General features: G+C 70.4%; 10 protein-coding genes. 2 read left to right on the top strand and 8 right to left on the bottom strand.

The features are described 5' to 3' along the window. Positions 1-99 precede the first annotated feature (99 nt). The 7 genes from AB0M24_RS05900 to AB0M24_RS05870 all read right to left on the bottom strand — a co-directional run bounded on the left by AB0M24_RS05900 (position 100) and on the right by AB0M24_RS05870 (position 8,176). Positions 100-1,863 carry a hypothetical protein gene (locus AB0M24_RS05900; protein WP_363761504.1) on the bottom strand — a complete coding sequence of 588 codons (1,764 nt, stop codon included), beginning with the start codon at positions 1,861-1,863 and terminating at the stop codon, positions 100-102. A gap of 9 nt (positions 1,864-1,872) precedes the next feature. Then, entirely contained in the window at positions 1,873-2,379 is a 507-nt protein-coding gene (locus tag AB0M24_RS05895; RefSeq protein ID WP_363761502.1) for a YbaB/EbfC family nucleoid-associated protein, read from the bottom strand. A 43-nt stretch (positions 2,380-2,422) separates the two neighbouring features. Beyond that, a complete protein-coding gene (locus AB0M24_RS05890) occupies positions 2,423-3,178 on the bottom strand; it encodes an ESX secretion-associated protein EspG (protein WP_363761500.1) in 756 nt (251 codons plus the stop codon). Continuing rightward, on the bottom strand, positions 3,175-4,728 hold the full coding sequence (locus tag AB0M24_RS05885) for a PPE domain-containing protein (RefSeq protein WP_363761498.1): 1,554 nt from the start codon (positions 4,726-4,728) through the stop codon (positions 3,175-3,177). The genes AB0M24_RS05890 and AB0M24_RS05885 overlap by 4 nt, the downstream gene beginning before the upstream one ends. 49 nt (positions 4,729-4,777) lie before the next feature. Continuing rightward, the gene (locus tag AB0M24_RS05880) at positions 4,778-5,155 is read right to left on the bottom strand and encodes a hypothetical protein (protein ID WP_363761496.1); all 378 of its coding nucleotides are present in this window, start codon (positions 5,153-5,155) and stop codon (positions 4,778-4,780) included. 386 nt (positions 5,156-5,541) lie between these two features. Beyond that, positions 5,542-6,303, bottom strand: coding sequence for an ESX secretion-associated protein EspG (locus tag AB0M24_RS05875; protein ID WP_363761494.1), 762 nt, complete (start codon positions 6,301-6,303; stop codon positions 5,542-5,544). 40 nt (positions 6,304-6,343) lie between these two features. Beyond that, on the bottom strand, positions 6,344-8,176 hold the full coding sequence (locus tag AB0M24_RS05870; RefSeq protein ID WP_363761492.1) for a hypothetical protein: 1,833 nt from the start codon (positions 8,174-8,176) through the stop codon (positions 6,344-6,346). Between the two features lie 122 nt (positions 8,177-8,298). Between AB0M24_RS05870 and AB0M24_RS05865 the strand changes: the two genes are divergently transcribed. Then, entirely contained in the window at positions 8,299-9,513 is a 1,215-nt protein-coding gene (locus tag AB0M24_RS05865; protein WP_363761490.1) for a VCBS repeat-containing protein, read from the top strand. Positions 9,514-9,685: 172 nt separating this feature from the next. Next, a complete protein-coding gene (locus AB0M24_RS05860) occupies positions 9,686-10,804 on the top strand; it encodes a sulfite oxidase (protein ID WP_363761488.1) in 1,119 nt (372 codons plus the stop codon). 4 nt (positions 10,805-10,808) lie between these two features. Here the strand turns inward: AB0M24_RS05860 and AB0M24_RS05855 are convergent, their stop codons facing one another. Beyond that, complete coding sequence (locus AB0M24_RS05855; RefSeq protein ID WP_363761486.1) at positions 10,809-11,792, bottom strand: LacI family DNA-binding transcriptional regulator; 984 nt, start codon at positions 11,790-11,792, stop codon at positions 10,809-10,811. Between the last annotated feature and the right edge of the window lie 7 nt (positions 11,793-11,799).

The raw sequence follows: 11,799 nt of genomic DNA, 5'->3' as shown, positions 1-11,799 counted from the left end.
GCGGCGGTGTGGGATTGACGTTCCCCTTGGCCATGAGCGGCTTTCTCCAAGTACTGCGTCAGAACAAGCAGGGTTGGCGGGATCCCGGCTGGGATGGAGCTACTGGTCCGACTGCCTGGTGGGGCGCTCGGCAGCGTTCGGTCGCACCGGGGCGCCACCGGACTGCGCGGTCGTGTCCCAGGCGGTCGCGGACTGCATCGGCTCGGCGGCTTCGAAGCCCGAGTACGCCGTGCGGGCCTGCAGCGGGTTGTAGCTCTCCCGCGTCGGCTCCAGCGCCTCGAACGTCTGCGACATCTGCGTCCTCGCCAGCGGCTCGTAACCGAGAGCGGACTGCACCGGCTCGGCCGGGGTGGCCTCGACGCTGCTGTGAATCTCCCGCGCCTGCATCGGCTGGATCGCCTCGTGCACCGGGGTTCCGGCCGTCATCGAGACGCCCGACGCCATCGTCGAGTCCGACGCCACGTTGAAGTGGGTCGGAGCCATCGGCGCCTCCACCCGGTGCATCGGCTGCAACGGCTCGACGCGGTCGAACGAGCGCAGCTGGGCGGGCTCGGCCTGGACGGCGTCCATCCGCTGCAAAGGCTGCATCGGCTCAACGCGGTCGAACGAGCGCAACTGGGCAGGCTCGGCTTGGACGGCGTCCATCCGGTGCAAGGGCTGCATCGGCTCGACCTGCGTCATGTGCGTCGGCCGCAGCGCCTGCATCGGCTCGGCGGCGTCCACGCGCCTCAACGCCTGCATGGGCTCGGCCGCGTCCATGTGCGTGGGCCGCAACGCGTGCATCGGCTGGGCCGCGTCCATCTGCGTGCGCGCGACGGGGTGTGCGAGCGAGTCCATCTCGGTGCGAGCCGACATCATGTGCGTCGGAGACGCGGCGACTCCGTCCTGCATCACCGTGCCCACGCGGGCCTGCGCGAGCGTGTCCTGAGCCGTCTTGCCACCGGAGGCACCGGGCGGGGTGTTGCCGCCACCGCCGGCGTTGTTCTTCACCGCCTCGTCGATCTTCTTGTCGACGTCCTTCGAGGCCTTGTAGCCCTCGTAGGAGATCTCGGCGACGTCGGCGGAGTTCTCGAACCGCTCCCAGCCCTTGCTGATCTTCTTCATGATGCCGTCGAGGTCGCCGATGCGCTTCATCTGACGGCCCAGAGCCGCCACCACGCGGGCGACGCGCGACGCGATGTTCGTGCCCAGCGCGACGGCCTTGCCGACCGCGAAGCCGATGAAGGCCGGGATCGAGGCGCCGAACGTCGGGATCATCGCGGCGGCGGCGAGGATCGCGCCGCCGATCAGGCCACCGATCAGCTGGGCGATCAGGTCGCGGACGATGTCGCGCAGCACCGTGACCAGCATGCCCATGATCGCGACGATCTTGGCCTTGGTCTCGACGGCGTTGGCGAGCTCGTCGAGCTCCTGGTACATGCCGTCCATCGACGCCTTGTAGCGCTCGGAGGACTCGCCGGTCCAGCCGTCGAACGTCGCCAGCCCGTTCTTGTGGTCCTCGGCCAGCACGCGCAGGTCGGCCGCCTGCTTCTTGGTGGCCTCGACGTTGGCCTGGATCTCCTCCGGGTTGCCCATCAGCTGGTTCAGGGCGTCGCGCAGGAACGACACGTGCTCGATCAGCCAGCCGACACCGGCGCCGATGATGCTGCCCAACGGGTCGATCGCGAGCATCACCGTGGCGGAGGCGGCGCCGATCGCGTTGAACGTGATGTCCAACGCCTTCTCGGTCTCGGACTCCGCGTCCTTGCCGATGCCGTCGATGAGGCTGCCGTACGCCTCGATGAACAACGAGCCCTTGAGCTTGTTCTCCTCGGTGATCTTCATCCCGGGAGGAGACGGGAGTGGAGTTTCCGGAGCGGTCATCGCTGTTCCTTACCAGGGCTGGTTGTCGTCGTCGTCATCGTCGGCGGGGCGCGGGCGGCCGCGCACCGGCGCCGGCTGCGGTGCCGCGGCGGGCCGGGCCACCGGCGGGGGAGCCGGAGCGGGTTCCGGCTCTTCGTCGACCTCGTACTCGTCGGTCTCGTCGAGCTCCTCGTCGGCGGGGATCGAGTCCGAGACCATCTGGTAGGCCTCGGTTCCCTCGCCCAGCGGCTTGAAGACCTCGAGGACCTTCTCCGCCGCCTGCTTCTGGGCGTGCCGCGCGGTCTCGAGGATCAGCGCGGTGAGCCGGGGCGCGCCCAGCTCGACCGCGCGGTGCCCGAGCACCAGGTTCTGCAGGCCGCCGTTGGGGCCTACGGTCACCGTCACCGCGCCGTCCTTCGACGTCACGGTCGCGGTGGACGCCGCGAAGTTCTCCTGCAGGTCCTCCGACTTCTTCTTCAGGTCGGCCAGCTTGGCCTCGTACTCTTCGACCCACTGGGTGGGGTTCGCGGGATTCACACGTTCCTCCGGCGGCGGCGGTTCAACGGCGACGAGAGCGCTCTCAGGCGAGCACGGCGTCGATTCGGGTGGCGATGCGGTCGTTGTCGGTCGGCGAGAGGCTGAGCCAGCCGTCCGAGTTGACCATCAGGTAGCGGCCCTGGTGGGTGTCGAACCAGTTGATCACGACACCCGAGCGTTCCCGGCCGCGGGTGACGCCGAACTGGCCTCCCGCGACGCGGTTCGACGCGAGCTCACCGAACTGCTTGGCGTCCTGAGAGGACAGACCGGCCTGCTGCAGCGCGGCCCGGTCGTCCACCTCGTCGGGCGCGCCCCAGAGGTCGTCGGAGTCGTCCTCCTCCGCCTCCTGGATCGCGACGGCGTCCTGCAGAGCCGACACCCGCACGTTCACCGCGGTGCCGGGGCCGGGCTCACCGTCGGGCAGCACCCGCACGATCTCGCGGGCGATGCCGGTGTCCCGGATCGCGAGCAGCCCGACCCGGTCGTCGTCGATGATCGCGAGCACAGCCCGGCCGCGGCCCGAGACGGCGAGCGCCCGGACCGCCCTGTCGAGCCCCGCGACGGCGTCCACGGACACCTCGTGGTCGTCGAGCAGCCGGAGGTACTCCTCCAGCCGCTCGTCGTCCGCGAGACCCCGCTGACGCAGGTCCTCGAGCGTCTTCGCGCGCAGCACCCGGCGGTCCTGCTCGGTGTCGCCCTCGCTCGGCACGTCGAGCGGGTAGGGCATCCTGCCGAGCCGCAGCTCGTGCCACAGCACGTCGAACTCGCGCGGCGACAGCAGGAACTCGGGGGTGATCACGAGGCGTCAGATCCCTTCGGCTTCTTGACCTTCGCGCCGCCGATGACCGACGGGGGAAGGTTCTCGCCGGGAACCTCGAACAGGTCGCCGCCCATGATGTAGCTGGCGGAACGGTGTTCCTTGTCGTCCTCGCCCTTGCCACCGGCACCGGGAGCGCCGCCCATCGGAGCGCCCGCGCCCATGCCGGCACCGGCTGCCGCGGCACCACCGGGACCGGTCATGCCCATCGGCATGCCACCGGGCCTGCCCTGCACACCGGCCGTGCCACCGGGCTGCATCGCGCCGCCCGCGCCACCGGCACCACCCGGTCCGCCACCGAAACCACCGGCGCCACCACCGGCCGCGCCGAAGTTCGGCATCGCGCCGGGCTTCATGCCCGCGCCGCCACCGCCACCGCCGCCACCACCGGGCATGCCCTTGGGCGCGTTCGGGTTCTGCGGGTTGTAGTTCGGGTTCGGGACGTCCTTGCCGACCACGGGGATCTTGGGGATGTTCGTGCCGCCGGAACCGGGCCGCGGCGTGCCACCGGGACCCATGCCGGGGTACGGCGCTCCACCGGGCCCCATCTGCGGCGTGTAGTTGCTGCCGCCACCGCCACCGCCGCTGGTGTACGTCGTGCCGGGGTTCTGCGGGTTGTACCCCGGAGCCGACGGCGTGTACGACGCGGCGGCCACGTTGGTGTTGCTCGGGTTGTAGCCCGGCATCTGCGGCGTGTAGCCACCACCGCCTCCGCCGCCACCACTGGACGGGTTGTAGCCGGGCGCCGAGGGCGTGTAGGCCGCAGGAGCGGCGGGCGCGTTGCCACCGGCTCCACCGCCGCCACCCGCGGTCGAACCCGACGGGCTGGGCGGAGCGGCCACACCGGCACCACTCTGCGCGTGCGTCGACATCAGGCCGTCCGCGCCGTTGAGCGTGGGAGCGCCGGACATGCGCTGCAACGCCACCGGGGGCTCCTCGACCTGGCCGGTGTTCGGGTTGAACGGCGGCTTGAAGGTCGGCGTCGACGAGTCGATCTGCCGGGAGCTGGACTCCATGTTGGTCATGACGGTGACCGCTTGGTCGTGCGCGGCACGCGACGCGTTGTTGGCCAGGGCGATGTCGACGGAGGCCAGCACGAACGCGGGCGTCCCCGGCTGGGAGAGCGCGGCCGCGGCCTTGTTCCAGTCGAACTGCACGGGTCCCGGCATCTGGGCGCGCGCGTTCTCCATCACGCGGCCCTGCTCGGCGACCTTGTTGCCGACCTCGACCGCGGTCTTCGCGGTCTCGTCGACCCACTCCCCGAGCTTCTTCATGGCGTCGCGGGCGGCTTCGGCCGCGGCGCCCGTCCACTTGGACTCCGACGCGGTGATGACGTTGTTGATGACGCGCGACGCCTCGGTCAGCTCGGTGCCGTACTTGCCCCAGTCGGAGCTGATCTGGCCGGCCTGACCGGGGTCGTTGTTGTTGTGCACAGCGGCGTAGAGCTCGGCGTGCGAGCGTGACGCCCAGTTCTGGGGGTCCGTGAGGACCGGCTTGTTCTCGAACTCGCTCGGGTCGGTCTCGGGGGGCATGACCGGCTCGCCTCTCGCGTCGATGGAGTCAGCTGGATCCGAGCCGGGATCAGCTGTTCATGATCTTCTTCAGTTCTGCTTGCGATTCCTCATCGAGGCGGGTGAAGTTCTCGATCGCCTCGACGATCGAGTTCTTCGTCTGCTCCAGCACCGTGCGGTACGCGGTCATGACGCTGACGAACGAGTACGGCTCACCCTCGGCCCGCTGGGTGAACTTGTCGCGCATGGCGTCGCCGACCGGGTTGGCGCCGAGCGGCGCGGGACGGGCGATGCTGTTGTTGGCGTGTTCGAGCCACGAGTCGACCTGGTCGATCTGGGCCTGGAACTGCTTGCGGAGCTCTTCGCCCGCGGTCGGGTCGAGTTGCACCTGACCCGAGCTGACGGTGTCCTTGAGCGGGACAGCGTCGTTGTCACCGACGATGTACATGCGTGCAGTATCAAGTGTCTTTAGGGACATTGCCTGATTTCCAACACGCGTGTAACCAATTGAGACCGGCGTTCACATTGCGTTGTGACACAGTGAAACGGGCCACCATCAGGTGAACGCGCGGTGATCAGGAAGATCGTTTCCCCTGGTTGTGGGAGCGCTCTCGGCTAAGTGCCCATTCGGGCTCCCGATCTCTGTTCACATCACTGGAACGGGTCTTGACCAGGCGTGAGTGTGGCCTAAATCACACGGTCCGCTGAGGGTTCCTGATCTTGTCTTGATCTCGATTACGCAACGGACCGGCGTCACCCGATCGCATGGTCTTCGACGTATACGAAAAAACGGGCGAACACCGTTGTGCACGCCCGTTTTGATCGCTGATCAATTCATGTCAGGACGGCGTGGATCCGGGTCGCGATGCGGTCGTTGTCGGTGGGGGAAAGGCTCAGCCAGCCGTCCGAGTTGACGACCAGGTAGCGGCCCTGGTGCGTGTCGAACCAGTTGATCACCACGTCCGCGCGTTCCCGGCGGCGCGTCACGCCGAACTGGCCGCCCGCGACGCGGTTCGACGCGAGCTCACCGAGCTGCTTGGCGTCCTGGGACGACACCCCGGCCTTCTGCAACGCCTCTTTGTCGTCCATCTCGTCGTCGGCGGCGCCCCACGGGTCCTCCGACTCGTCGTCGTCCTCGGCCTCCTGCAGCGCGACCGCCTGCTGCAACGTGTCCGCGCGCACGGACAGCGCGTTGCCGGGACCGGGCCGGCCTTCCGGCAGCACCCGGACGATCTCCCTGGCGAGTCCCGTCGGCCTGATCTCCAGCAGGCCGATCGCGTCGCCGTCGACGATCGCCAGGACGGCCTGGTCGCCACTGGACGCCGCCAGCGCCCGCACCGTGCGGTCCAGCCCGAGCACCGCGTCCACGGACACCTCGTGGTCGTCGAGCAGCCGCAACAGGTCCTCGAGGCGCGCGTCGTCGGCCAGTCCGCGGTCGCGCAGGCCCGCGAGAGTCTTCTGCTGCAGTGCCTTGAGCTCCTGCTCGGTGTCGCCCTCGCTGGGCACGTCGAGCGGGTAGGGCAGCCGGCCGAGTCGAAGCGTCCGCCACAGGACCTCGAACTCACGCGGCGACAGGAGATATTCGGGCGTGATCACCAGTGCAGTATCGGGCAGGGCGCGGGGGAATGTCCGGCATTCACCGGATCGGCGTGTAGCTGCACCTGCGGCCCGTTCGGACGTGGTCGCGCACGTGGTCGCCGATCACCGGATCGGCTGCCGACAGCGCGCTCACCGCCCGCCTGATCGCCTTGCCGACCGCGATGCGGGCGCGTTCTCCGGAGTCGGAGAACGCGCGGGTCCTGCCGCCCAGCCCGGTGGCCGCCGCGATCTCGCCGGCGAGCCAGTCGTGCTCGGCTTGCTCGGCGTCGGTGAGGTCGCGGCCGCGCAGGTCGGCGAGCCGGCCGCGGTACTGCCGCAACGCTTCCGAGTCGAGTTGGTCCTGCGGGCTGACCTCTCCGTCGATCTCGGCGGTCAACGCGGTCGTGCCCGCCACGAGGTCGGCCGCGTCGATCTCCCTGCCGGGGTTCGCGGCGAGCACGGCGAGGTGCGCCATCCCGATGCCGCCGTCCACGAGGACGCTGCGGGCGCCGAGCCGCACGAGCCACTTCCTGCCTTCGCGCCGGACCGTGAGATCGGCTTCCGGGGGTGCGCCGACGCCGAGCGCGGCGGCTTCCTGCGTGCAGGTCGTGAGCTGGCGGCGCGCGCCTTCGAGGTCGCCTGCCCGTTCCAGCGCCTCGGCGTACTTCCGCCGTGACGACAGCGCGGCGGGCCAGTGCCCGAGCGCCTGGTTGTCGCGCACGGCGGCTTTGAGGTGGTGCAGCGCGAGGTCGAGGTCTCCGAACGTCAATGCCGCCAGCCCGAGCGGGTGCTGCGCCGAGCCGAAGCACGTGACCGCGAGGCTCGCCATGAGCGGCAGCCGCGCGAACGGCAGCAGGATCTCGTAGACCTCGCGCGCCACGTCGGCGTCGTCGAGCAAGTGCGCGGCGTCCGCGACCCCACTCATCGTGACGAGCCACGTGCTGGAGCGGGGGAGCGCGTCGAGCCCGTCGCGGCACAGCATCGCGAGCGCGCCCTGGGCCTTGCGCCGGTCGCCGGACAGCGCCGCCGCGACGGCGAGCGCGGCGAAGAAGGAGTTGTCGACGGTGCTCAGCGTCGGCGAGTGCACCAGATGGTCGAGCAACGGGAACAGCTCCGCCGTGCGGCCCTGGTACCAGCGGATCGCGCTGAGCTGCGCGCCGTACCAGGCGGTCGCGTCGACGTCGCCGACCTCGGCGCCGAGCTGCGCGCTCGCCCCGGCCAGCTGCTCGGCCTCGTCGAAGCGGCCGTCGCGGATCGCGAGCATCACCTCGACCGCGCTCACCACGAACCGCACCGCGAGGTGGTCCTCGTGCTTGAGCCGTTCCTGCAGATCGGTCAGCCGTCTGACGGCGTGCGGGTCGGCGTCGAGGAAGTGGTCGACCACCTGCCACAGCAACGCCATCATCAGGTCGCCCTGCCGTTCGCTGCGCAGGCTCTCGCCGATCATCTCGGCGGCGAGCTCCTTGCGCAGCTCGACGTGATCCGGTCCGAGGACGCAGTGGTGCGCGAGGCTCAGCGCCTCCACCCGCACGACCGGGTCGACGACCTTCCTGGCCTCGTCGAGCAGCGCGAGGACGTTCGCGTTCTCGTTCGCCTGGTAGTCGCTTTCGGCGGTGAGCCTGAGTCTCAGTCGCAACGCCAGGTCGGATCTGGGTTCGACGAGCGTGAGCGCGTGCTTGATCCGCGACCGCACCAGCTCGGCCTCCGCGGCGGTGCGGTGCTCGTGCACCCAGACGCCGCCCGCGCCGAGAGCCGCGGCGACGAGCGTGTGCACGTCACCTTCGCGTTGGGCGGCTTCGTAGGCCTGGGCGAAGTGTTCCCGGCTGGTGCGCAGGTCTCCGTGCCGCGCCAGTGCTCGGGTGCCTGCTTCCAACAACGACTCCGGCGTCACGCCGCACACCCAAGCAGACGCGTGGAACGGGCGTGGAACGGGGTGGAACGCCTCAGGTCGTGAACCGTCGAATGTGGATTGCTTTAGGGGGCAATGCTTTGAGAGCCAATGCGTGGAGACGTGTGCTGGGCGCTGCCGCGCTCGCGCTCGTGGGTCTCGTGCCCGCGGCGCCCGCGGTCGCCGCACCCGTCCCTGCTGCGGTGCAGGTGCTGGGGGAGTTCGGGTACGACCAGGGGTGGCGTACCGAAAGGCACGTCCGCGTTCTCGCGGACATCACGCGTGACGGCAAGGCCGACGTCGTCGGGTTCGGCGAGGACGGCGTCTACACGTCGGTCGCGCTGGGAGGCGGCAAGTTCGCCCCGGCGAAGTACGTGCTTTCGGGCTACGGCTACAACTCCGGATGGCGCATCGGCAAACATCCGCGCTGGGTCGCGGACATCACCGCGGACGGCATCGGCGACCTGGTGGGGGCCGGGCCAGACGGTGTGTGGACCGCGGTGGGCAAGGGCGACGGGTCGTTCGGCCCGATGCGCTTCGCGTCGGGTGTCTTCGGCTCGAACGGCCGGCCGGGTCCGCTGGGACTGCAGCTGGGCGACGCGAACCTCGACGGGCGGATGGACCTCTTCGCGTTCTCGGACGGACGCCTCGAGATCGCGCTGGCGTCGGGCAGCGGCGGTTTCGCGACGCCGTACCTCGCCTCGACCGAGTTCACCCTGGACCGCTTCGACTTCAACCAGTTCAAGGTGACGAACGTCGGCGGCGACGCGCGGCCGGACATCCTGTCCGTGCGCCACAACCCCGGGTTCCAGCCGATGTCGACGCTGGGGCGTGCGGACGGCACCTACGGGACTTCGCAGCCGTCGACCCCGTCGGTGGACGGCGTGTTCCAGGCCAGTGACATCACCGGTGACGGCTACGCCGACGCGGTCCGCTTCGGCTACGACGCCAACACCTACACCGGCCGTGCTCTCGGCGGCGGCACCTTCGGCCCGTTCGGCGTCGGTGTCACCGAGTTCGGCTACAACAACGGCCAGGGCTACGGCACCGCGTCGCAGCCTTCGCCGACGCTGGCCGATGTCACGCACGACAAGCGGGCGGACATCGTCGGGTTCAGCTCGTCCGGTGTCGTCTCGGCGGTGTCACGCGGTGACGGCACGTTCAGCCCGGCGCGCAAGGTCCTCGCGGACTTCGGCTCCGACCGCGGCTGGACCGTCGCGCAGAACCCGCGGCTGCTGGCGGACATCACGGGTGAGGGCAGCGCGGACGTCGTCGGGTTCGGCAACAAGGGTGTGTTCGTGGCACTCGGCGACGGGTTCGGCGGGTTCGCCGGGCCTTAGAAGGACTTGCTCCGCTCGGGGGGAACCGGTGGAGCAGGACGAGCGGAACCCCCAGTCCGCTCGGTGAGGGGGGAAACGGACGTGCGCGGCTCCGAGTAGGCGGAGCCGCGCACGACCTGTTGTTTCCCGTTCTGCGGGATGGCCCCTTGTGGTGGGCCCTAGCGTGAAACGCATGATCTCTCGGCGCGGCGTGCTGATGGCGGCAGGACTCACGGTGCTACCTTCCCGTGCTGTGGCTGTGGCGGCTCCTGCGGCATCGCCGATCGTGAAGCCGTTGCCGGACAGCGACTTCATCGTGCGCGGCACCAACGCGGAGACGCGCTGGGAGGCTCTGCGCGGCACCGGCTCGCTGACTCCGGTGTCGAAGTTCTTCGTGCGCAACCACACCTCGACGCCCGTGCTGGACGGGTCCTCGTGGCGGCTCCGGATTTTCGGCTCCGGGGTCTCGCGGCCGTTGTCGTTGTCGCTGCGGGACTTGCGCGCGCTGCCGTCCTGTTCGGTCGAGGCGGTGATCGAGTGCGCCGGCAACGGGCGGAGCTTCTTCTCGTCGCAGCAAGGGCAGAGCGTGTCCGGTACCGCGTGGACGCTCGGCGCGGTCGGCAACGCGCGGTGGCGGGGTGTGCCGCTGTCGGTGCTGTTGCGGCTGGCCGGGGTCAGTCGGTCCGCTGTGGACGTGCTGCCCGCCGGGCTGGACGACGAGTACGTCACCGGCGGGGTGAACCTGGGGCGGGTGCGGCGGCCGTTGCCGGTGGCGAAGGCGTTGGACGACGTGCTGGTGGCGTACGAGATGAACGGCGCCGACCTGCCGGTGGATCACGGGTATCCGGCGCGGCTGGTGGTGCCGGGGTGGGTCGGCATCGCGAGCATCAAGTGGCTGGGGTCGCTGGAGGTCTCCGAGACCGCGCTGCACTCTCCGTGGGACACGCAGTACTACCGCCTGCTCGGTCCTGACTACCCGGCTGACGGCTCGGTGGTGACCACGCAGGTCGCGAAGAGCGCGTTCGAGCTCGGGTTCGGTGCGACGGTGTCCGCCGGGCGCCAGGTGCTCACCGGGCGGTCGTGGGCTCCTGGTGGCGTGCGGCGGGTGTCGGTCTCCGTCGACGGCCGGACGTGGCGGCGGGCGACTCCCGTGTCGCGTGGCGGGTGGACCCGGTGGCAGATTCCGTGGCACGCGACGCCAGGTTCGCACGTGCTGCGGGCGAGAGCGGACGACCAGCCTTCCGAGGCGCCGTACAACACGCAGGGCTACCTGTTCGGGGCCGTCGTGAAGCATCCTGTGACGGTGGTCTGACGGCTCAGGCGCTCTCGCGGACGACGAGCGTCGAGGGAAAGAACGTCGCCGGGGTGTCGCCTGTCCTGTCGAGCACGGCTTTCGCGGCGGCCGCGGCGATCTCCTCGACCGGGTGCGTGGACGTGGTGAGCGCCGGGCGGCTCAGGCAGGCGAACGCGATGTCGTCGAACCCGGCGACCGCCACGTCCGCCGGGACTCTGACGCCTCGCGCGTGCAGTCCGTCGAGGACACCGAGCGCGGTCAGGTCGCTGAGGGCGAACACCGCGTCGGTGTCGGGCCAGCGGGTCATGATCTCGGCGGCGGCTGCCGCGCCGCGGGCCGCGGTGAAGTCGCCTCGCACCACTCTGGTCTCGCAGCCGGTCTCGTTCATGATCTGTTGGTAGGCGTCTCGCGCGCGGTCGACGCACGGCAGCCATGCCGGGCCGGTGACCATCGCGATCCTGCGCCGGCCGGTGGTCACCAGGTGCCGGACGACCCCGTCGGTGCCGCTGCGGTTGTCCACGTCGAACGACGGCACGCCGCTCGTGCCCACCCCGATCGCGACGACTCGGCCGCGCAGGGACCGCGGCACGGTCTCCAGCGCCGGTTGCGTCGGGTTGACCACCACCAGCCCGCTGAGCCCGCGGCTGCCCGCCAGCCCGGCGAGCGCGGCCGGTGCGCTCAGGGGAACCCAGTGCAGGGACACACCGACCTCGCGCTCGGCGGCGATGTGCGCGGCGGTGGTGAGCACGCGGCCGACGTAAGGATCGTCGAGAATGGCGGCGGTGTGGCCGATGACGGCGATCGCGAGCCGGGTACCGCTGCGCGACGCCAGCGCGCGGGCCGCGGCGTCCGGCACGTACCCGAGCTTCGTCACGGCCGCGGTGACCCGGTCGCGCGCCCGTGCCGACGCCGGGCCCTGCCCCGTGATCACCCGGGACGCGGTGGCCCGGGACACCCCTGCGGTCCGTGCCACGTCGTCGAGCGTGGCGATGCGTTGTCCCCTCATCTGGTCA

The sequence above is a fragment of the Lentzea sp. NPDC051838 genome (genome assembly GCF_040681245.1).
Classification (GTDB): domain Bacteria; phylum Actinomycetota; class Actinomycetes; order Mycobacteriales; family Pseudonocardiaceae; genus Lentzea.
The sequence above is the reverse complement of the archived record's forward strand: the minus strand, read 5'-3'. Positions and strand labels throughout refer to the sequence as shown.

Excerpts from the sequence above, each read along its gene's own strand:
- AB0M24_RS05900 (WP_363761504.1), bottom strand. The coding sequence starts at position 1,863 with ATGACCGCTCCGGAAACTCCACTCCCGTCTCCTCCCGGGATGAAGATC.
- AB0M24_RS05885 (WP_363761498.1), bottom strand. The coding sequence starts at position 4,728 with ATGCCCCCCGAGACCGACCCGAGCGAGTTCGAGAACAAGCCGGTCCTC.
- AB0M24_RS05880 (WP_363761496.1), bottom strand. The coding sequence starts at position 5,155 with ATGTACATCGTCGGTGACAACGACGCTGTCCCGCTCAAGGACACCGTC.
- AB0M24_RS05860 (WP_363761488.1), top strand. The coding sequence starts at position 9,686 with ATGATCTCTCGGCGCGGCGTGCTGATGGCGGCAGGACTCACGGTGCTA.
- AB0M24_RS05855 (WP_363761486.1), bottom strand. The coding sequence starts at position 11,792 with ATGAGGGGACAACGCATCGCCACGCTCGACGACGTGGCACGGACCGCA.